Below are 22191 nucleotides of genomic sequence, written 5' to 3'. Positions count from 1 at the left end.
AGAAAATTTTAGGGCGCTAGTGTAACGGCTAATCTCTAGCAGAGATATAAACTTTTTGTTAACAACAGTTTTAAAGTGCTTAAAAACAAAAATCGCCGTAAACAACTATGTTTACAGCGATCTGTTTAGCATTAAATTAAAAAACAATTAATTTGTAGCTAATGCTGATCTATTTTTAACATATTTATATAAGCCAATTAACGACGCCGCAATCCAAAATATTTCGATTACAAAGCTCGCTAAATTAAAATTATAACAAAGACTAATTAATAGTAAAATTGCCCCTGTTAAATTCATCATATTATACGTTAAGCTAGCTGGAGATGTTTTACCTAGCTGCAGTAAAAAAAATGAACCAACTACTAAAAAAGTACCTGTCATACCTATGATGTCAAATAAGAGTGCTATCACGAAACTATCCTTTATCCATTTTTAAATAACCCAATAAACTGGCCCGATCCATGGGGAGGGTATTTTTTCATTCATTGAAACAGCAAACCGGGCGATTCTATCAATATGGTAAATTCTAACAAGGCCATATGTCCGTATGGAGAAAGCTTTATTTAAACGTTACTTTTCCGCCGATGATTTTATAGGCTGGTGCACCACGAATAATAGCCTCTCGGGCAAATGGACGGCTACAGTTAGGGCAAATACATGGCTCACTTGTAAAGTCTTGACTAATACGCTCTTTAAAACACTTAACTAATGCTCCCTTCCCTCCTTTTCGATATTTAAATAAGGAAGCTTTACAGGCTGAGCAAAAAATATCGACCGTTTTAGTTGGGCCTTTTTTATTAGGTTTTGCCATTAGGTTCTGCTGTATTATATGAAGAGTTATTAACTATGATATCAGTTTCGATAGGTAAAGGTGACAACTGGGTTTTAGAATTTTTGTGCAGTATGTTCGTTCAAGCTAGCTCATAATAAATTATTGATTATGAGAAATATAACCTAATCCCTAAAAAAGAAGCGGTTTAATTGAGATGATAATACATTCATATTAAAAGGTTTAATTATAAACCCCGATACTTTAGCTGCGATAACTTGCTTAACTTTATCCGTACTGTCTTCACAAGTAACCATTAAAACGGGAATATCAGTGAGTGCTTTATCCTGTCGAATATTAGTGAGTAAATCAACGCCATCCATTTTTGGCATATGAAGATCTGTAATAACCAAATCGAAATGCTGGTGACGTAATAAAGCCAAAGCTTGCAATCCATCAGTTGCTTCAACGATATTGCTATACTCTAGTTTTCTCAACATATTAATTAATACATGTCGCATAAGCGGCATATCATCAACAACTAATATTTTCATTAGTACGTTTACCAAGTCATGTAAAGGGGATTATATAAAACTACTCTACTCGAAGATAAGGAGCAAATTTGGTTTTACTAATTATTTGAACTTACGGCCATATTCCTAAAATGAGCCCCATTAACGAAAACTGTAAAACATGATAACCCCCGTTAATTAAAAAAAGCTTTAAAGGACGTTGCTCAAATATATAACTTAATCCTAATGAACTACTGATCCAAAAAAAGCCGATCACAAAGCCTGCCCCTATACTTTCACCTACGCTTGCCTCCTTACCTAAAAAAAGAGACAGCATTAAAGCCGCTATAAAAACTAAAAAAAAGCTGCCACCAAATATCAACTTAGGGTTAGCCGATTGTAAGTCCAGATCAGTTAAGCCACTACTTTCTAGCCAAGCATTTTTAAAGAAAGCTTTTGAGTACCATATGCCGCCAAGCATAAAAGAAGACAGCGCAGCCACTAGTATCGCAAAATAATTAACATCTAAAAGATTCATACAAACAGCCGTATACAAAATGTGTGATACCGTTTGGATAAAATATTAACGGTATAAAGATACTCCCAATGTAGTTATAAATAAGGTATTGAGCAAATTGCTTAACTTGAATTAATTGTTTGTATAGAAGGTAATTATTAAAATATAGTTTATAAATCGCCAAATTTTGCATTGGTTAATAAGGCTAAATCAGTTGGTGAGAGTGCTATTTCTAAGCCTCGTTTTCCGGCGCTTACAAAAATAGTATCAAAGAGTAAAGCACTGCTATGAATAAACGTAGCTAGACGCTTTTTTTGTCCAAGCGGACTCACCCCTCCTAAAATATAACCGGTACTAACTTGTACTTTTTGTGGGGCAGCCATAACTACTTTTTTAGCACCACATAATTTGGCTAACTGCTTTAAGTTAACTTGTTGGGATACAGGCGTTACGGCAACAATCAGTTGCCGTTCATGTGTTTCAAGTACTAGGGTTTTAAATACTTGTGCACTGTCTAAATTTAACTTTTCAACAGCTTCAAGCCCGTAATGGCTATTATTCTTATCGTGCTCATAACTGAGTACTTCAAAGGGGATTTTTTGCTTTTTAAGTAGATCTATTGCTGGTGTCATGCTGTTTCATCTTTTTTGTTCACAGTAACAAAAATTAAGTTTAAAGCAAAAAAAACGACGCTAAAAGCGTCGTTTTTTGTTCATAATAATTTAAATTTATTTAGTTAAATCATCAAAAAACTTTTTAACACCATCAAAAAAGCCTTGCTCTTTAGGACGGTTTTTCGAGCTATCTGTACCCATGCTTTCATCTAACTCTTGAAGTAGTTCTCGTTGACGCTCGTTAAGATTAACTGGCGTTTCGATTACCACCTTACAAATTAGATCGCCTTGTGCACCACTGCGAACAGACTTAACACCTTTGCCACGCATACGGAACATTTTGCCCGTTTGAGTTTCAGAAGGTATTTTAAGCTTTGCTCGACCATCAAGTGTTGGCACCTGAATTTCGCCACCAAGGCCTGCTGTAGTAAAGCTAATTGGTACTTCACAGTATAAATTGTTCGCTTCACGTACAAATATTTCATGCTCGCGAACCGATACTTGCACGTATAAGTCGCCCGATGGCGCGCCATGCATTCCGGCTTCGCCTTCACCCGTTAAACGGATACGGTCGCCTGTATCAACGCCAGCTGGAATTTTAACTGAAAGCGTTTTAGTTTTTTCTACGCGGCCTTGTCCATGACAACTGTTACAAGGATCTGAAATAATCTGACCTTGTCCCTGACATGTAGGACACGTTTGCTGTACAGCAAAGAAACCCTGGCGCATTTGTACTTGGCCAGCACCATGACAAGTAGTACATGTTTTAGGTTTAGAACCCGCTTTAGCACCACTGCCATCACACGGCTCACAGCCAACCCATGTAGGTACTTTAATTTCAACTTCTTTACCACGAACAGCTTCTTCTAAGCTTAAGTCCATGTTGTAACGCAAATCAGATCCACGTTGTTGACGAGATTGACGTCGACCACCGCCGCCACCAAAAATATCGCCAAATACGTCGCCAAATACATCACCAAAGTCGCCATGTCCGCCACCAAAACCACCGTGACCGCCACCGCCGCCTTGTTCAAACGCTGCGTGACCATGTTGGTCATACATTTGACGTTTTTGACCGTCAGTTAAAATTTCGTAAGCTTCTTTAACTTCTTTAAACTTAGTTTCAAGCTCTTTATCACCTGCGGTACGGTCTGGATGATATTTCATCGCTAAGCGTTTATACGCTTTTTTTATGTCTCGCTCACTCGCATCTTTGCTTACGCCGAGGACTTCGTAATAATCGCGTTTTGACATATCTATCACACTACTCTTTTCTGTTTGCAGCGTGAGCTGCTGGATAAACCGATAAATCGCATCGATTTATCATTGAATTTTTAAACCTTAAATACATGCAAAAGGCGCGACAAGCTATTGCTCGCGCGCCTCAATTGTTCATCCTAACCTAAACACCTAACTGAGTTAAGTACTTTTGGTCAGCGAGAAGCGTTAGCAACAATTACTTGTCGTCTTTCACTTCTTCGAACTCTGCATCAACAACGTCGTCGTCTTGCTTAGTTGACTGTTGTTGCTCGCCTGCATCTGCTGAACCTTGCTGAGCTTTCGCTTGAGCAATTTCCATTAGTTTTTGAGACTTTTCAGCAAGAGCTTGAGTTTTAGCTTCAATCTCTTCTTTATTGTCGCTCTTAATTGCAGCTTCTAAATCTACAACAGCAGCTTCAATCGCTTCTTTGTCTTCGCTTGGTAATGCATCGCCAGCTTCTTCAATTTGCTTGCGAGTACCGTGAACTAGAGCATCAGCTTGGTTACGAGCAGCTACAAGTTCTTCAAACTTTTTATCGTCTTCAGCATGTGCTTCTGCGTCACGAACCATTTTTTCAACTTCTTCATCGCTTAAGCCTGAAGATGCTTGAATTGTAATTTTTTGCTCTTTACCTGTATCTTTATCTTTCGCAGATACATGTAAGATACCATCGGCATCAACATCGAATGTTACTTCGATTTGCGGTGTACCGCGTTGCGCTGGACGAATACCTTCTAGGTTAAATTGGCCTAGTGATTTATTGTCGCTTGAACGTTTACGCTCACCTTGTAACACGTGAATTGTTACAGCAGATTGGTTATCTTCAGCTGTTGAGAATGTTTGCGATTTCTTAGTAGGAATCGTCGTGTTTTTCTCAATTAATGCAGTCATTACTGAACCCATTGTCTCAATACCTAGAGATAATGGAGAAACATCTAGTAATAGTACATCTTTAACGTCACCAGCAAGTACACCACCTTGAATCGCTGCGCCTACTGCAACTGCTTCATCAGGGTTAACGTCTTTACGTGGCTCTTTGCCAAAGAAATCAGCAACAGTTTTTTGTACTAGAGGCATACGTGTTTGGCCACCAACAAGAATAATGTCGTTGATGTCGCTTACTGATAAATCAGCATCAGCAAGTGCACGTTTTAATGGCTCTAGAGACTTCATTACTAAATCTTCAACTAGTGACTCAAGCTTAGCACGTGTTAGTTTCACGTTCATGTGCTTAGGACCAGATGCATCAGCAGTTACATACGGAAGATTTACTTCTGTAGACTGTGCAGATGAAAGTTCGATTTTTGCTTTTTCTGCAGCTTCTTTAACACGTTGCATTGCAAGAGGATCAGTTTTTAAGTCTAAACCTTGATCTTTCTTGAATTCAGCTACTAGGTAGTTGATTACGCGGTTATCGAAATCTTCACCACCTAAGTGCGTGTCGCCGTTTGTAGCTAGTACTTCAAAAGTGTGCTCGCCTTCAACTTCATCAATTTCAATGATTGATAAATCGAAAGTACCGCCACCTAAGTCATATACTGCAACTACGTTTTCGCCACGGTTTTTATCCATACCGTAAGCAAGTGCCGCAGCAGTTGGCTCATTGATAATACGTTTAACTTCAAGACCCGCAATACGACCAGCATCTTTAGTAGCTTGGCGTTGTGAATCGTTAAAGTATGCAGGTACTGTGATTACGGCTTCAGTTACTTCTTCACCTAAGAAGTCTTCAGCTGTTTTCTTCATTTTTTTCAGTACTTCAGCAGAAATTTGTGGTGCAGCGCGTTTTTCGCCACCCGCTTCTACCCATGCATCGCCGTTATCAGCTTTAATAATTTTGAACGGCATGATGCCGATATCACGTTGAACTTCTTCGTCTTCAAAACGACGACCAATTAAACGCTTAATTGCAAATAATGTATTTGTCGGGTTAGTAACCGCTTGACGTTTAGCAGATTGACCTACTAAAGTTTCTCCGTCTTGCGTATAAGCAATAATAGACGGGGTTGTGCGATCGCCTTCCGCGTTTTCAATAACACGTGCTTTGCCACCATCAAGTACTGCAACACAAGAGTTTGTAGTACCTAAATCTATTCCAATAATTTTACCCATGAAATCTCTCCAACTTCAATATTCGTTAAACGTTCGATGACTAGTAAATAGGGTTGCTCCAAACTTATTTCAACTGTAAAAATGAAAAAAAATTCATTTTTTGTGATTTATTTACAAAATAACCCTAATAATTGTAAGGAATGGTGATTTTTACACCGCCAGGGACGCTTTTAATTACTGGTCTGACTAGTGGCGTTGTGTTATAAATTTATTAAATCGCACTATAAAAGGACATCTTCATGCATTTTGAGCAACTACTTCAACAAGCGGAAAAAATTGGTCAAACCGAAAATACAGAACAATTAAATAATACAATGCAATTTCCAGAAAACTGGTGCCAAGGCAGAACTGCTTTTGGTGGGCTTTCAGCCGCACTGCTGTATCAAGCAATCAGAGGTAAGGTAACGAATGATCGTCGCTTACTTTCGCTTAGTACTAATTTTGTAGGACCATTAATTGCCGATACTCCTTTTTCTTTGTCCGTTGAAATATTGCGCCAAGGTAAAAGCAGTACACAGGTACTCGCCAAAGCAATTCAAAATGAACAAGTGTGCGTAATTGTACAAGCGTGTTTTGCTAAAAGTAGAGAATCGGGTATTAATGTGCCTGTTTCAAAATCTTTGGGTTTAAAGCCGGTAGACGAGCGCCATACACTACCTTTTATAAAAGGTCAGATGCCTGAATTTTTCCAACATGTTGATTTATGCCCGCAGAAAGGCGCGATGCCATTTAGTAGTGCAGAAACGTCTCACCTGGGTGGCTGGATGCGCTTTAAGCAAATCCCAGAACACATAACTGAGGCTCATGTTATTGCATTAACAGATGCTTGGCCGCCAACACTTTTACAAATGTTTAAACAACCCGCTCCTGCAAGTAGCATGTCGTGGTATTTAGAATTTGTGCAAGAGCCAAACTTAACACCTGGAGAATGGCTTGGCTTTGAAGCAATTACTCATCATTCTAAAGATGGGTACGGTTTAGAAGATGGCTGTATATGGTCGCAGTCGGGTGAACTCATTGCTCTTACACGCCAAACCGTGGCTTTATTTGACTAGAAGTACTAAAGCCAAACAAAATTAATATGTTTGGCTATTAAATGCTTATTAGCAGAACGCGTTGTATTAATGTATTAAATATAGCAAAATTGAAGAAATATTCTTCTTGCTTGGTATTAAATTGCAAACTGTATGCCCCTGCTGCGATCTGATCATAGATATACCTCGCATAATCGCAAAACAAATGGCGATATGCCCACATTGTCACCATAAACTTTGCGAAGCGGATGTTAATCACGACAGCCGAATTGTCGCGCTGAGCTTTAGTGCTCTACTTATGCTACTTAGTAGTATGTTTTACCCGTTTATTTCTTTCAGTAGTAATGGCATTACCCAAACAATTACACTGCCCGATGCCGCTCGTATTTTATTTAATTACGACAGTGAACTGCTTGGCCTATTTATCGATTTGAGTATTATCGCTCTACCTATGGGTTTGCTTCTTATTTTAATTCCTTTGCATCTTGGGATATTAAAAACATTACCAGAGGGAGTTGCAAGACGACTACTAAAGTTCACCCTTGCGTTAGAACCTTGGATTATGTCAGAAATATTTTTAATCGGTGTACTGGTTAGTATGGTTAAAATCATGTCGCTGGCTGATATTAGCTTTGGTACTAGCTTTTGGGCTTATGTAGGGTTTGTTATTTTATACATAACAGCGCTTGTTCACTTAAACCGCCCACGCTTGTGGGCTCAAATAAAGCCTGTAAAGATACTTGAAGGCGCAGAGCATGCTAAGCGTGCTATAGATGAGAACATTAAAGCTTGCCATGTGTGCCATCAACTCTGTACGGGTAACATTTGTCAGCGTTGCCATACTAAAACACACGTCAGAAATCCTTATAGCGTACAAAAAGCAGCAGCTTGGCTAATTACTTCTGTCGTTTGTTATATTCCAGCTAATGTTTTACCTATTATGCACACCACGAGCTTGGGAGATGAATCGCCTTCGACTTTAATCGGTGGCGTAATTACACTTTGGAAAAGTGGCTCCTACCCTATTGCCGCTATTATATTTTTAGCAAGCGTTGTGGTGCCACTTGCTAAAGCTTTTGTACTCAGTTTTTTATGCTTTATGGTAACAAGGCCTGCCAATAGGCATACCAAAAGCTATACGCGAATTTATCAACTGACTGAGTTTATTGGTAAATGGTCAATGATAGATGTATTTGTGGTGGCTATTTTAGTTGCCTTAGTTCAATTGGGTAATTTAATGTCAGTAACGCCAGGATTAGGCATTGTATTTTTTACAATTATGGTAATATGCCAAATGATGGCTGCCCATGCCTTTGACCCACGCTTATTGTGGGATTCCCCTAAAAACAAAAAATCAGAGAACAAAGCATGACCGAAACTGCCGAAATAACAAAAGAACCGAAAATTTCCGCTATCTGGATCATTCCGGCAATTGCGCTTTTAGTGGGCATGTGGATGTTATACCAATACCAAGCTAATAAAGGCCCTACAATTTTTATCGAGATGCCACAAGCCGAAGGCATTATTGCAGGTAAAACTGAAATAAAAGTGCGCAGTGTAAAAATAGGCCAAATTGATCATGTTCGATTATCAGATACTCAAGACAGCGTTATTGCCCGCGCGCAAATAGACAAAAACTATGATTCGCTTCTGACTGAAGATGCCAAAATTTGGGTCGTTAAACCACGCATTGATGAAACAGGTATTAGCGGAATGAGCACGCTATTGTCTGGTGTATATTTAGAGTTTTCACCAGGTGAAAGTAAAGAGCTAAAAGAGCGTTTTAAATTACAAGACGAACCCGCCCTCATTGGTAAAGATGTGAAAGGTGGCCGTTTCAAATTAATGAGTTACAACGCTGAAGTGCTTGATGTGAGTACCGGTATATTTTTCAAAAATTACAAAATAGGTCAAATAGAAACCGCCACTTTTGATTGGGAAAACCAGGCAATGAAGTACGGCGTATTTATTAAAGAGCCTTATCAAAATCTCATCACCATAAACTCTATTTTTTGGGTGAACGCAGGGATTGAAATTGACCTATCTGCCGATGGCATCAATATTAATACGGGCTCTTTAAGTAAGCTTTTAAAGGGCGGCATTTCGGTTGGCTTACCTGAGCAGCAGGCACCAGGTGAAATAGCACAAGATGGCCATAGCTTCTCATTAAGCCAAAGCTATAAAGAAGCGCTAGAAGAGCGTTTCTACGACTTTGATTACTACCTAATTGAATTTGAACAATCAGTTCGAGGACTACGCACTGGTGCGCCTGTAGAATATAGAGGAATGCGTGTAGGTACTGTTGTTGAAACTCCTGCCAATGTAATTATTGACGGTAAACCTGCCCACTTTAGAAACCATAATACGGCGGTTCCGGTGCTTATAAAAGTAGAGTACGGACGCTTGTATCACGACAGTGCTTCAGCTAAAGAATATTGGCAAGGTAGTTTAAAAGGCTGGATTGAGAGTGGTATGCGCGCTTCATTAAAACCGGGCAATTTATTAACGGGTGCAGTGTACGTTGATTTTGATATATACCCAGATGCACCAGAAGCCCACCTAGGTAAACTTGTGCAATATGATGTTTTTCCGAGTGTTTCTAGCGGCATAACCGTATTAGCAGACCAAGTCTCTGACGTACTTAATAAAGTAAATAACCTAAAAGTTGAAGATAGCTTAGAACAAATGCAAGCCACATTTACCGATTACCGAGCGCTTGCTAATGAAATGCGAGAGCTGCTAAGCCAAAAAGATACGCAAAACTTACCAGGCGACTTTAACCGTAACTTCGAAAAGATGACAAAAAGTATGGAACAATTTGAAGTAACTATGCGCCAATTTGATAAAACCATGGCCAGTTACCAAGCAGGTTCTGAACTTCATCATCAAATACAGCAAACATTAAAAGAGTTTAAACGTTTAAGTGAGGGCCTACAGCCTTTAACTCGCGGATTAAACGAGCAACCTAATATGCTAATTTTTGATAAATCACTACCAGCAGATCCAAAACCAAGGAAGCAATAATGAAATCGTTATTTTTAACTGCAAGTTTATTATTACTATTGGTAGGTTGTAGTTCATCAATACAAACTGCCACACAGTATTATCAGTTTGAGCAGCCTATTGGTGCATCGTCTCGAAATGTAACAGATACAGACGCACAACTAAGAATACAAACCGTTGTACTTAGAGGTGCTTTAAATAATTTAGGTATTGCTATGAAAATAGACAGTAACCAAATACATGCTGCTAATTACAACTTGTGGGGCGAATCGCCGGATGTAATGCTCACTGCAACAGCCCAGCAAGCGCTTTTTAATGCTATGCCAAATTGGATGGTAATAAAGGGCTTACCGGTCATTACTGAACTCGATCAACAAACATTTTATGAACTTGAGTACGAGATTCACCACTTTAATGGCGATATGGAAGGTAACGCTGATATTTCAGGACTTTGGCGTTTATATTACACACACCCTGAAACAGGCCGACGTCTTATAAGTATTCATAATTTTTCGCAATTGGTCCCTATTGATGATGACGGTTATGACGGTTTGGTTTCGACACTTGAAGCAACATGGCTAAATATAAACCTAAATGTTGCAAAACAAATAGAACAAGCAAGACTTTAATCATTAAGTGAAAATATAATAACGGCGGTTTTATCATTATTGATAACCGCCTTGCCCTCAATTTTAAAGCCCAATTTTAGCAACACAGTCTGCGAAGCCCTATTCTCTGGTGATGTTATTGCACACAGTTTTGTAATTCCAAATTTATGCTTATGTTGCAAAAGTGAGGTAGCCGCCTCAAAAATATAGCCCTTTTTTTCAAAATCGCTTACAAGTGCAAAACCTAAATCAGGTTGTTGTAACGCTGCTCGTTTATAAAACCCAACAACGCCAACCACTACACCATTATGCAAAGTAATAACGTAAGGCCCATAGCCTTGGTATTTATGAGAAGCAATAAATGACTGATTGATGTATGACTTAGCATCATCAAGAGTATAAATTGCTTTATCGCCAATGTGCTTTATAAAACTAGCCTGATTAACTAATTTTAGCAGCACAGCTGCATCACTTGCATTTGCATGACGCAACAGTAATCGGTTTGTTTTAAATACAATGTTCAATATAAGTTCCTCTAAAAAACTTTGTTTAGCATGTAACTTTTTGTTGACTGGAATTAAAAAGCAGATTATTTTTGCGCCGATGTTTTTACAGGCACAACAATAGCGGTTTGCACTCCTTGCACCGTCTGGCGCCAAAGCCAACGCGTTTCACTTAAGCTGCTATTTAACATAACTGTTTATGTGTCCCTCCCACGCGTACAAAAGCAGTGACTTGGAAAATGATTTAACAACAAACTTATCATCTTCTTTGTTTTTGTATAAGCAGCTTGAAAATTAATTTAATTTTTATGCATGCTTTTAATTTTGTGAATACTTAAATGCTTGAACCTTCTGCGTTGAGTTTACTACCACCGTTAGTGGTGGTCGTATTGGCTGTAGTATTACGCCGCCCTATTTTATCTTTACTTATTGGTGCTTTAGTTGGTTTAGTCTTAGCCGACCCTGCACAAGTACTTACTAACTTTGCGAGTACATCGCTAAAAGTGATGACAGACGAAACCATCGGCTGGCTAATACTTGTGTGTGGTGGTTTTGGCGCTCTTATCGCGCTATTAGTGCGAACAGGTGGCGCATCAGCTTTTGGTAAGTTAGCTCTTAAGTACACCAAAGGTAAGCGTTCATCTTTGTTTATGACCTTTTGCTTAGGTGTGGTTATTTTTATTGATGACTACTTAAATGCCCTTACTGTGGGTGAAACAATGAAACGCATTACCGATAAATTTAAAGTTAGCCGTGAAATGCTAGCTTACGTTGTTGACTCAACAGCTGCACCAATTTGTGTGCTTGTCCCTTTATCTACCTGGGCGGTATTTTTTGGTGGTTTACTCGTAGATAACGGTATTGCTGAAGAAGGCAAAGGGATTGCTGTTTATATTCAAGCTATTCCGTACATGTTTTACGCGTGGTTTGCAGTGTTTGTTGTTTTACTTGTTGTGTTGGGTGTTATTCCTGCGATTGGTCCAATGAAAAAAGCAGAACAAATGGCGCAAATTGAGCAAGCTCAAGTCGATCCAGCTCAATACAATAATGTTCAAACAGCAGATGAGTACGCAGTAAAAGCAGCTGAAGAAAACTTTGAAGATGCCGACCCTAAAGGTAAATTACGTAACTTTTTAGTACCTATTATTTTACTAGTCGCATTTACTGTTTACTTTGAAATAGACGTATACAAAGGCTTATTAGCAACAATGGCGGTCACTCTCCCATTTTATGCGCTACAAAAATTAATGAGCGTAAGTGAAATGATTGAGCGCATGCTTGATGGCTTTAAAAGTATGATCCCCGCTATTGGTACTGTTATAGCGGCGTTTATATTTAAAGATGTATGCGACTTAATTGGTTTGCCTCAGTTTGTTATTGGCAGCTTAAGCCCTTATATGACCGCAGCATATTTACCAGCCGTGGTATTTATTTCAATGGCTATTTTAGCGTTTGCAACAGGGTCGAGTTGGGGTATTTTTGCTGTATCAATTCCGATTGTTATGCCACTGGCAAATGCAGTTGATGCAAACATACCGCTGGTCATTGGTGCGCTATTATCGGCTTCTTCTTTTGGTAGCCAAGCGTGTTTTTACTCAGATTCAACGGTGCTCGCAGCGCAAGGTTCTGGTTGTAATTTAATGAGCCATGCCGTTACACAGTTGCCGTATACATTAATAGCGGCTTCGTTGGCGGTTATAGGCTTTATTGTGATGGCATAAATATTATATAGATATAGTGAGATAAATAATAAACCCCAATGTAGCAATACATTGGGGTTTATTTTTAGCTGTATAAATAAAGCTTATTTTTGTAGTTTAATACCATTGTAATAGGCATCAAGCGTTGTGATTTTAGTTTGATTTGGTAAATCGGCAAAGTCACTTTCTATAAACTTAGTACCGCGTAATTGCACATTTAAACGTGCGGCATTAGGATTAAGCATTGTTTGCTTGTAGTAGTCTTTTATATCTGCAAGCGTTACTTTTTCAACTTCATCAATCAGCTTTTGCTTAGAATCAAAGGTAAAGTTTTCACGGTACCAATCGTTTATAAGTGGGCTCATTTCGTCACTTAAGTTTTTAGGTTGCTCTTTAAGTGATACTAGGGTTGAATTTTTAAGCTGCTCAAAAGTCTCTTCGCTCATGTTATCAAGTTCAACTGCGTATTCTTTTTTAAACTTATCAAAACGAGCTTGTATTTCTTTAGGACCTTTAACCGGTGTTTGAATATACAAACCAATTGCAGAGTAACCCTCGATTGGGCGCGCTAATGCACCTACTGCATACGCAAGTTGCTCCTCAGTACGCATTTTATCAAACGCAACTGTTCTAAAGTGACTTTGTAATACAGCCGCTTCTGCTTTTTGTCTGTAACCCGCAACTGGATGAACGGTCATATCAACTACAGCTACATCAGCTACATCAATATCTTTTTGCAGTACCAGCGTTTCGCCAGGTTGAGGTAACCAAGCTTTGCTGCGCGCAAATTCACTGCGTTTATGGTTACTTGGTAGTGTTGCGCTTAATTCTTCTGCAATCGCGTCTATATCTTGCTGATTGTAGTTACCGTAACTAAATACGCGTAAATCGTTTTGTGCAAACGTAGCTGTTTTTAATTGTGCTAAGTCGGCAACACTCAGTGAGTCAGCGGCTTTAATAAGCGCCTCTGTATCAAATCCACCTGTACGAGTTAGTTTTGAGTACTCGCCAAATGCTTGTGCATACGGAAACTGCTTTTGTTGGTTTAGTAAATTACGTTTAAAGCGATCTACTGCTTGGCTAAATGCTTGCGCTGTTTCATCGGCTTTTAATCCGGTTAAAGCTTGTTTAAGTAATACATCTTGTTTATCTGTAAAACCACTCATAGATAAAACAAGGCCATTACTCGGCGCGAGGCTTACACTCATACCAGCGATTGCTGCTTCGGTACTTAACTGACTTTGTTGAATATTGTATAAATCAGCCCAAACAGAATAAAGTACTTCTGCTTTAATATCGTTTAAACCTGGTTGAGTATTTATATAAACTTCAACAAGCCCTTTTGGCTGCTCTGCAAATTTTTGACTTGCTTGGCGCCATACTTTTACACCATTTTTATCGTATGCAAGCTCAGGGTGTTTTTGCTCTTTAAAAGCTTGAGTTTTTATTGCAAAATTTTCAGGTAATAAATTATTTACAGTTGGTAGTGCTAGCTTAAACTCGCTTGGTTTTTTCCAGCTGGCAATTTCATCATCGCTAATACCACTAATGCGGTATTTGCCGTCGTAAAAATGTAATTGCGAGTCTGTCTCTTCTTGCTGCGATACATACCAAATACGAAGGGTATCGGCATTTAACTGCTCAAGTACCTTGTTTACAGCGTCAGCGTCAAACTTTGCATAATAATATGGCGCATTAATAGCGTGATTTAACGGATAATCTTGCATGCTTTGTGTAAGCGAGCTTACATAATTAAACTCATCACCTTTTTCTAAAAACTTAAACTGGTTGTTTAGTGATGTACGAATTTCGTTGAAGTATTTGCTATCAACGCCTTCGTTTTTAACTAAATCGATGTACTGCATGATAGTTGCAACTATTTCATCACGATTTTTCATGCCTTCATCTGTAAGCTCTACATTTACGTTTAACGAACCGTAGTTACCATATTGATTTGGTGCAGCTGAAGCTGACAACTGAGATACCCACCCTTTGTCACGAAGCAGTTGCGCTGGGCTGCCTGGCATTTCATTACTTAGTAGATACGCTACAAATCGGTTTGGTTTAAGCGCAAATTCGCTATGATTATTAGCAATGGTGAAATCAAGTTGTAGCTGTTTTACATCTTCATTTGGTGCATAAAACACGCGTTTTCCGCCAGCGTTATCAAAATCAAGTTTTGCAGTTACTGCTGGTTTTTCGATATTTTTATTTTTTATATCTGCAAAGTATTTTTGCGCTTTTTGCTCCATTTCAGCAATAGATAAATTAGAAATAAGCGCAACTTTCATAATATTTGAAGAGTAATATTTATTATAAAAATCAACCGTTTCTTTATGAAGTGAACTGTTTTCCTTATCGCCAAGCGTTTCTAGGTTACCAATTAAAAAGCGATTAGCTGGGTGATCGCCCATCATTTTACGCGCGAGTTTAAATTGACCAAAAAAGTCCATTTCGCGGCGCATTGACCACTCTGCGTTTACTGCATTTTTTTCTTTGTCTGTGTATTCTGGGTATAACTTAGGTGCTTTGAAAAAGTCAGAAAAACGGTCTAGCCCTTCATCAAACGCGTCGTTATTAATTTTAAACATGTAATTAGTAATATCGAGCCACGTATACGCATTGTGCGCGCCACCATTTTTGGTCATAAAATCAGAATACCCTTTTGTGTCTGGGTAACGATCGGTGCCTAAAAACAGCATGTGCTCTAAATAATGAGCCATACCTTGTTGCGACATCGGGTCGTGTAGTAAACCAACCCCAACGCTTAGTGCTGCTGCTGATTTTTCAGCAGCTGGATCTGACACTAAAATAACTTCAATATCGTTTGCCAGCTTAAGTGTTTTATATTCGCGGTTATCGTTAGGGCTTACAACTAACGTATCTGATAATAAAGAGGCCTGGGGCGCCACAGAAAGCGAAGCTGTATTTGAACAACCACTTAAAACTGCAAGTGCAATAGCACTAAAACCAATAATCTTTTTCATTTTTGTTTTCCATTAAAAAGTATTGCGCAAAATAGCGTGCGCCAATTCAAAGCAATATAGTTAAGCTAAACTAACATTTTCAATTAATAACTTTCTACAAAATAACGCTATTTTGTGTAACACATTGTGAAAAATGCCTTCATAATCGAATATTAGTTGCGAGTATGCCAATCTTCGAGATTAAAAATCATTCAATATAAAAAGATACACAAACTCTAAATAATAATAAGGAAAAACAATGGAAAAAATCATCATACTTGCCATGTTTTCACAAGTTACGCTTTCACTGGTTGTAATGCTCATTATGGGTAAAAGGCGCTTTGCAGCAGCTAAAAACAAACAGCTAGATTTAAGCGATTTTAAAACAATGCAGTTAGATAAGGCTGGCGACACTATTAGGGTTGCAGATAGAAACTTTTCAAATCAGTTTGAAATACCTGTACTTTTTTACGCGGGATGTTTACTTGCACTACAACTAAATAGCTCCAGTACACTTGTGGCTATACTGGCTTGTTTATTTGTAGCAACACGCATTGTGCATAGTGTCATTCATTTAGGTGAAAATAACGTACGCGCACGCTTTAAAGTATTTTTACTAGGTTGTATTTGTGTATTTTCAATTTGGCTAGCTATGGTTTGGCGAGTATTACTTTAAATAGCAAAGTTTAATAATAGTAATGTGAAAGGTAATTTACGTCTGCCACATTACTATTACATAAGATTTAATTATTTAGCACGTTTTAAACGAGGAAACACAAGTAAAAAAGCGCCTAAAAGCCACCCTAGCCCACCGCCAGAACTACTATCTGAGCTTATTGGTGCACCTGAATCAATTAACGTGTTTTCAGTTACAGTAAGACCAGCAGAAGAATTAGGATCATCATCCATAACGGTTACACTTTGAATAGTTACCAAATTAGCACTACTAATTGTTACATCAGTGCTTGCACATTGCTCAGCAGTTATATCAACAACGGGAGTTTCACCACAGTGCACTAAAGCAGCAATTTTATCTAAAGTTGATTGGCTCGCGGCAGTAATTTGTCCAAACACTGTAAAACCGCCATTTTGCGTATCTAGCGCTGCACTTCCTGCGCTGTTATTAGCCATATTAAAAAACCACTGACTTGTAGCGCTATTTTCATTGCCTGATAATTTAGCCATTGCAATGGTGCCTTTAACGTTTGAAAAAACAGGCTCATTTTCTACAGCTGGCTTTGTAGTAATCGCATCTAATGAATCAGAGTATGTAAATCCACCACCTTGAATAACAAAGTTACTAACAGAGCGATGAATTACTGTTTCGTTATATGAATCGTCTTGAACGTAACTTAAAAAATTGGCGACTGTTTTAGGTGTTTGTTGATCAAACAAGTTAATTTCTATGACACCTTGGCTCGTGTTCATTTCGACAATAGTGGCAGCACTTGTAAAGCTTACTGCAGCGAGTACTGAGCCAAGTAAAAGTTTTTTCATGTTATATTCCCGTTGTTATATTTTTTAGTTAATTGTTAATGTGTTAACATTTTAATACCATAGGCGATTAAAATCGATTCTAAAGTGTGAGTTGATACAAATTAGACCGCGTTGATAACAGATTAATTACATATAGTGTTACTTATATTCTTTTTAGCTATATAAATCTAATCATTTAAAATTAAATCATCTTAAAAGCATACCTACTTTTTGTTACCTTTAAAAAACACAAAACAATAGGAACTGACAATGCAACATACTGAACACACAATTTGCGACTTTGGTTTACACCGAGGCGAAGCTTACACAAAACTACCCGCTAGCTTTTTAACGTGGATGATTGCAACAAACCATGAAAAATCTAAATATGCGAGTGAAGAGTTAAAGCGCAGAGAAACAGCTGCAATAAGCCGTAATTAAGGTAAAATGTAAATAAGTACGTTTTTTTCGCATAAAACTAGTTTAAACTAGCCGCTCAATAAATTAAGTGGGCCTTAATAGACAGGTATTTTATGCGAATAATTATTTTATTTTCAGTTTTTTTAAGCATACTTGGGTGCACATCGGCAACTTCCGACCCAAGTGCAAGCAACTCTCCTGCAACTCAATATCTAACTGTACTTCATACGAATGATAACCATGGGCGCTTTTGGCAAAACGAAAAAGGCGAATACGGTATGGCCGCTCGCAAAACGTTAATTGACTCATTACGCAATGAAGCTCAAAAGCAAGGTCATGCAGTATTACTTCTCTCTGGTGGTGATATAAATACAGGCATTCCTGAGTCAGATTTACAAAAAGCAGAACCTGACTTTAAAGGTATGTCGCTGATTGGTTACGATGCGATGGCATTGGGTAATCATGAATTCGACAATCCTATTGATGTACTGAATCAACAACAAGAATGGGTAAATTTCCCTTTTCTATCAGCCAATATATTTGAAAAAGAATCAGGCGAACACGCGTTTGATAGCTACAAAATATTCAAAAAGAATGGCTTAACTATTGCTGTTATTGGTTTAACAACAACCGACACAGCTAAAATTGGTAACCCTCAATATATTGGGCACTTGGAGTTTAAAGACCCTGTTGATGTTACAGCAAAACTAGCTAAAGAAATAAAAGCTAAGTACAACCCTGACATTACAATCGCCCTGACTCATATGGGTCATTATGTTGATGCTAGCTTTGGTATTAACGCACCCGGCGATGTAACACTTGCTCGCTCACTTCCTGCGAACACGCTTGATATGATCATTGGTGGTCACTCTCAAGAACCTGTTTGTATGAGCGATAAAAATGTAAATGACAATAGTTTTAAACCAGGACTTGCTTGTAAACCGGACCAACAAAACGGTACTTACATTATGCAAGCCCATGAATGGGGTAAGTATGTTGGTAAAGCTGAGTTTAAGCTTGAAAACGGAAAGTTAACGTTACTAGACTACAAACTGATGCCAGTTAATTTGTATGTTGATAAAGTACAAGCTGATGGCTCTACTAAAGAAGTATTAGCAAACGAGTACATAAAACCAGACCCAAAACTTGAATCTTATTTAGCGGTATACCAAGCAAAAGGCGCTAAACAAATTGAAGGTACCATTGGTGAAGTAGATGCTCGCTTAGAAGGTGACAGAAACAAAGTTCGTTACCAACAAACAAATCTTGCTCGCGTGATTATTCAAGCCCAAATGGACGTAGTAGGTGCTGATTTTGGACTAATAAGTGGTGGTGGTATTCGCAGCTCAATAGAAGCTGGTGAAGTAAGCTATAAAGATATTTTAAAAGTACATCCTTTTAAAAACCGTATTACTTATATGGATTGGCAAGGCAGCGATTTATGGGATTATTTAAATACAGTAACGAGCTTCCCACCAGATGCTGGCGCTTATTTGCAATACCATAAACTATCGTTTGAGCGTAAAAATAATCAGTTAGTTAATGTTGTTATTAACGGCCAACCTTTGAACAAAAATAAAACGTATAGAATGAGCTTAAATAGCTATAACGCGTCAGGCGGTGATGGCTATCCTGCGCTTACAAATAAAAAAGGCTTTGTTAGTACAGACGAAACAGATGCCCAAGCACTTCAAGATTTCATCTCAAAAAACAGCCCTCTTAAAACGGCTGAATTTACTCCTAAATAGCCTCTAATAATAGGAAAGTAACCTTGTTACTTTCCTATTATTTCAATATTGCCCTTTCTAATATTGACCAGACCATAACTATGCAGACGAGAGCGAGACCCCTCCCCGTATGCTTTAGGTGGATAATATAACTCTTTTTCTTCAGGATACTCGCTGAGTACTTCATCTAATGCCGCACGTATTTCGCTTAGGGTTTTTTCTAGGCTATTATTAAAGTTAGGCCTTTTTCTAACCGTATGGCCGAGTTCGACCAACCTATAAAAATACTTGTTAGCAAGCTCTAGCAGCTCCTCTGGTACATCTTTATTATGGCTAAGCGCGACGTCATCGTTATTTGTACAATACTCTACAAGTGCTAAATAAAAGCACAATGGCTTATTGGCTAAACACATTTTTTGTTCTGTATTACAACTACTTGAGAATGTCTTATCGTTAAGATCAACAATAAGTACAAGCGGCGTAGGCTCAGTAATTAGTTGATGCTGTGCATTATTAAACTGCTTATTGCTTTGTTTAATAAACGCAAACTTTACCCAAAAACTAATCAGCACACTTAATACTAAAAATATAAAATAGTAAATAAAATGGCTTAATGTAAAGTGCGTTTGTTGTACGTTAAATACAACTAATACGAGTCCGTTATTAGTGCTCAAACTACGTATTATTTGGTCTGAGTTTACAGGCGTTACCACTTCACTTTTTGGTGCAATAGCAACAACTTTAAGCTCGTTCGAATTAATGTAGCTATTTAAAGTTTTAATGTAGCTGTTAACAGCATCTTTATTACCTGAATGCTTTAGCAGCTCATTTGATAAATCGAGTAATGGTAAGTCGAGTGCTATTTGCCTTTCTATCTGCGTTATTTTTTGTTTAACTACTTGCTGGCCTTTCTGAGTTACAGAAATATAAAAGACTGACGATAAAATAAAAAATAAGCTTATAATAACAATTAGTTGCTTATACTTACTCATCACCATCCCCCTCTTTTAAGCTTACTAAGTTGGCACCGCAACGCCAAAATGGCTGTACGTTTTGATAGTAATGCAAACTTTGATCTTTAGACATATCAAGCAAGTTCTCCTGCACTGCGCATAATAAATCAGTGTTGTTTTGCTGCATTTTTAAATACCACCTTGTTCCAGAAATATTATTACTCAAAGGCGTAATATAGTTTTTTGAAAAACGCTTTTCGTCGCTCTCTTTCCAAAACGAAGCAATAATATCTACTTTTCCATTAGCGAGTAAATCACGTAATTCGTTATGAGAACTCGCATAAGTGATTTTCAAATTGGCTATATTAATATCCAACTCTTTAAACGTTTGCTTTGGTAAAATATGCCCTGATCGGCTGGTCGGATAATCAAGTAAACCTATGCGCTTATCTAAAAAGTATTGTTTGGTGAGTCGAGGCTTTTCTTTAGAAGATATAAAAAAAGCCGTGTAGTCAGAAAAACCAACAACGGGCTGGTAGTTATAGGTCGACTCCGCTTTAAAGGCTGCCATAATATTGTTTTTAGCCAAAATTAAGTCAGCAATTCCTTTACCAACGAACTCAAAGCTGTCTGCCGTTCTATATCCCCAATACCCTTTTACAGAGCCATATTGCTTAGCCACTACGTTATCAGAGCATAACTTTTGTGTTAGTAACTTAGCTATTTTTTTTGATTGTGTAAAAACAATTAATTGGCCTTTATTACTTGTTGCAGTTGTTTGACACTCAGTTGAGGTTTCTATCATAACTGGAAAGTGTAATTCATCATTGTATACACTAACTTGACCGCAAACCCACGCAACGACCAACAACAGAAACAAAAATGTAACAATTAACATTTTGTGCAACACAATATTTTTAAAATTCAAAGCAATGCCAATCAAAAATAGACGATATAGTGTATTTGAACAATTTCGCTTACTTATTACAATAAGTAATTTTACCTGTTAAATATAACCCATTGATTTAAAGGTAATGTTAATAAGAAATTATGAATTTTAATGAGTCCTTCCTATCAACACCAAAAGTAAGGACAATTGACCGCATTAGCCCATAGCAACGCCATGAAATATTCATTAAGGAAGTTCTAATGCATAGCAATATAAAGTACTCGATATCTTCTGCGCTTTTAATTAGTGCAATATTTACAAGCACTGACTCACATGCTTGGGGTCAAAATGGCCACCGTATTGTAGGGCAGATTGCACAATCTCATATAAGCGAAACAACTAAAGCAGCAATACAACCCTACCTTGATGGTGAATCACTTGCACAAATATCAACCTGGCCTGATGAAATGCGCTCAGCTCCTGGCGAGTTTTGGCAAAAGCAATCATCTCGTTGGCATTATATTAATGCAGCACCAGGAAAATCTTTCAGCTTCAATCACGATCACACTAAAAACAAAGAATCTGTAAGTAATATCCTAGAAGGCATTCACTATTCAATGCAAACACTTACTGATACCAACAGCACGTTAGATGCTAAACAGTTCAGTTTACGTTTTTTAGTACATTTGGTGGGCGACAGTCACCAACCATTTCATGCTGGTAGAGGTGAAGACAGAGGTGGTAACCGTATTAAGGTTTCATTTTTTAACGAAGAAACAAATCTTCACAGCCTTTGGGATACAAAGTTAGTTGAGAACGAGAATTTGTCGTTTACTGAGTACGCACAATTTATTGATACAAATAACAGCGAGTTAATTGCTGAGTATTTACAAAGCTCACCTATGACATGGGTTGAAGAATCTCATAATTTAGCCACAAAAATTTATAAATATACCAACGACGAAGTTGGGTATAGCTACATTTATAACAACACTCCAATTGTAAAAACACGCCTACAGCAAGCGGGTATCCGATTAGCTGGACTATTAAACGCCTTATTTGACCCTTCTGCAAAAGAGTTAGAAACGGCATTAAAAATGACGACTGACAAATAAACAGTATTAAAT

The 22191-nt window shown here is 38.0% G+C and carries 21 protein-coding genes; 9 read left to right on the top strand and 12 right to left on the bottom strand.

The window, feature by feature from the left end; all coding sequences use genetic code 11:
* Positions 1 to 147: 147 nt before the first annotated feature.
* From I6E80_RS04295 to dnaK, 7 genes are all read right to left on the bottom strand, one after another.
* Positions 148 to 411, bottom strand: a complete 264-nt coding sequence (locus tag I6E80_RS04295) for a hypothetical protein (protein WP_024598561.1) — start codon at positions 409 to 411, stop codon at positions 148 to 150.
* A gap of 148 nt (positions 412 to 559) precedes the next feature.
* Complete coding sequence (locus I6E80_RS04290) at positions 560 to 811, bottom strand: hypothetical protein (RefSeq protein ID WP_024598562.1); 252 nt, start codon at positions 809 to 811, stop codon at positions 560 to 562.
* Positions 812 to 954: 143 nt separating this feature from the next.
* Positions 955 to 1323: a response regulator gene (locus I6E80_RS04285; RefSeq protein ID WP_024598563.1), complete on the bottom strand. Its 369-nt coding sequence runs from the start codon at positions 1321 to 1323 to the stop codon at positions 955 to 957.
* 91 nt (positions 1324 to 1414) lie between these two features.
* Positions 1415 to 1819: a DUF1761 domain-containing protein gene (locus I6E80_RS04280; RefSeq protein WP_197184891.1), complete on the bottom strand. Its 405-nt coding sequence runs from the start codon at positions 1817 to 1819 to the stop codon at positions 1415 to 1417.
* Between the two features lie 149 nt (positions 1820 to 1968).
* The gene (ybaK, locus tag I6E80_RS04275; RefSeq protein ID WP_197184890.1) at positions 1969 to 2430 is read right to left on the bottom strand and encodes a Cys-tRNA(Pro) deacylase; all 462 of its coding nucleotides are present in this window, start codon (positions 2428 to 2430) and stop codon (positions 1969 to 1971) included.
* Positions 2431 to 2526: 96 nt separating this feature from the next.
* Entirely contained in the window at positions 2527 to 3666 is a 1140-nt protein-coding gene (gene dnaJ / locus I6E80_RS04270; RefSeq protein WP_024598566.1) for a molecular chaperone DnaJ, read from the bottom strand.
* A 202-nt stretch (positions 3667 to 3868) separates the two neighbouring features.
* Positions 3869 to 5785, bottom strand: coding sequence for a molecular chaperone DnaK (dnaK, locus tag I6E80_RS04265; RefSeq protein ID WP_024598567.1), 1917 nt, complete (start codon positions 5783 to 5785; stop codon positions 3869 to 3871).
* A gap of 239 nt (positions 5786 to 6024) precedes the next feature.
* On the opposite strand from dnaK, the gene I6E80_RS04260 reads away from it, so the two are divergent.
* The 4 genes from I6E80_RS04260 to I6E80_RS04245 all read left to right on the top strand — a co-directional run bounded on the left by I6E80_RS04260 (position 6025) and on the right by I6E80_RS04245 (position 10451).
* A complete protein-coding gene (locus I6E80_RS04260; protein WP_197184889.1) occupies positions 6025 to 6840 on the top strand; it encodes a thioesterase family protein in 816 nt (271 codons plus the stop codon).
* 184 nt (positions 6841 to 7024) lie between these two features.
* Positions 7025 to 8191: a paraquat-inducible protein A gene (locus I6E80_RS04255; protein ID WP_231616712.1), complete on the top strand. Its 1167-nt coding sequence runs from the start codon at positions 7025 to 7027 to the stop codon at positions 8189 to 8191.
* Positions 8188 to 9843 carry an intermembrane transport protein PqiB gene (pqiB, locus tag I6E80_RS04250; RefSeq protein ID WP_197184888.1) on the top strand — a complete coding sequence of 552 codons (1656 nt, stop codon included), beginning with the start codon at positions 8188 to 8190 and terminating at the stop codon, positions 9841 to 9843. The genes I6E80_RS04255 and pqiB overlap by 4 nt, the downstream gene beginning before the upstream one ends.
* Positions 9843 to 10451, top strand: a complete 609-nt coding sequence (locus I6E80_RS04245; protein WP_197184887.1) for a PqiC family protein — start codon at positions 9843 to 9845, stop codon at positions 10449 to 10451. The genes pqiB and I6E80_RS04245 overlap by 1 nt, the downstream gene beginning before the upstream one ends.
* On the opposite strand, the gene I6E80_RS04240 is transcribed toward I6E80_RS04245, so the two are convergent.
* Positions 10448 to 10954: a GNAT family N-acetyltransferase gene (locus tag I6E80_RS04240; protein ID WP_197184886.1), complete on the bottom strand. Its 507-nt coding sequence runs from the start codon at positions 10952 to 10954 to the stop codon at positions 10448 to 10450. The two genes, I6E80_RS04245 and I6E80_RS04240, sit on opposite strands and share 4 nt — an antisense overlap.
* A gap of 317 nt (positions 10955 to 11271) precedes the next feature.
* On the opposite strand from I6E80_RS04240, the gene I6E80_RS04235 reads away from it, so the two are divergent.
* Positions 11272 to 12654, top strand: a complete 1383-nt coding sequence (locus tag I6E80_RS04235; RefSeq protein ID WP_197184885.1) for a Na+/H+ antiporter NhaC family protein — start codon at positions 11272 to 11274, stop codon at positions 12652 to 12654.
* 83 nt (positions 12655 to 12737) lie between these two features.
* Here the strand turns inward: I6E80_RS04235 and I6E80_RS04230 are convergent, their stop codons facing one another.
* The gene (locus I6E80_RS04230) at positions 12738 to 15620 is read right to left on the bottom strand and encodes an insulinase family protein (RefSeq protein ID WP_197184884.1); all 2883 of its coding nucleotides are present in this window, start codon (positions 15618 to 15620) and stop codon (positions 12738 to 12740) included.
* Between the two features lie 238 nt (positions 15621 to 15858).
* Here I6E80_RS04230 and I6E80_RS04225 point away from each other — a divergent pair, with 238 nt between their 5' ends.
* Positions 15859 to 16275 (top strand): MAPEG family protein, encoded by a 417-nt coding sequence (locus I6E80_RS04225; RefSeq protein ID WP_197184883.1) that lies wholly within the window; start codon positions 15859 to 15861, stop codon positions 16273 to 16275.
* Between the two features lie 71 nt (positions 16276 to 16346).
* Here I6E80_RS04225 and I6E80_RS04220 read toward each other — a convergent pair whose 3' ends face one another.
* Complete coding sequence (locus tag I6E80_RS04220) at positions 16347 to 17096, bottom strand: peptidylprolyl isomerase (RefSeq protein WP_197184882.1); 750 nt, start codon at positions 17094 to 17096, stop codon at positions 16347 to 16349.
* 249 nt (positions 17097 to 17345) lie between these two features.
* Between I6E80_RS04220 and I6E80_RS04215 the strand changes: the two genes are divergently transcribed.
* Positions 17346 to 17516, top strand: a complete 171-nt coding sequence (locus I6E80_RS04215) for a hypothetical protein (protein WP_197184881.1) — start codon at positions 17346 to 17348, stop codon at positions 17514 to 17516.
* A 92-nt stretch (positions 17517 to 17608) separates the two neighbouring features.
* Positions 17609 to 19243: a bifunctional UDP-sugar hydrolase/5'-nucleotidase UshA gene (gene ushA / locus I6E80_RS04210; RefSeq protein WP_170071372.1), complete on the top strand. Its 1635-nt coding sequence runs from the start codon at positions 17609 to 17611 to the stop codon at positions 19241 to 19243.
* Positions 19244 to 19269: 26 nt separating this feature from the next.
* Here ushA and I6E80_RS04205 read toward each other — a convergent pair whose 3' ends face one another.
* Complete coding sequence (locus I6E80_RS04205) at positions 19270 to 20214, bottom strand: hypothetical protein (protein WP_024598577.1); 945 nt, start codon at positions 20212 to 20214, stop codon at positions 19270 to 19272.
* Positions 20207 to 21073, bottom strand: coding sequence for a hypothetical protein (locus tag I6E80_RS04200; protein ID WP_197184880.1), 867 nt, complete (start codon positions 21071 to 21073; stop codon positions 20207 to 20209). Before I6E80_RS04200 ends, I6E80_RS04205 begins: the two co-directional genes overlap by 8 nt.
* A gap of 251 nt (positions 21074 to 21324) precedes the next feature.
* Here I6E80_RS04200 and I6E80_RS04195 point away from each other — a divergent pair, with 251 nt between their 5' ends.
* Positions 21325 to 22179, top strand: a complete 855-nt coding sequence (locus tag I6E80_RS04195; protein ID WP_024598579.1) for a S1/P1 nuclease — start codon at positions 21325 to 21327, stop codon at positions 22177 to 22179.
* Positions 22180 to 22191 lie beyond the last annotated feature (12 nt).

The organism is Pseudoalteromonas sp. NSLLW218, from assembly GCF_015864775.1.
Lineage (GTDB): Bacteria > Pseudomonadota > Gammaproteobacteria > Enterobacterales > Alteromonadaceae > Pseudoalteromonas.
The sequence above is the reverse complement of the archived record's forward strand: the minus strand, read 5'-3'. Positions and strand labels throughout refer to the sequence as shown.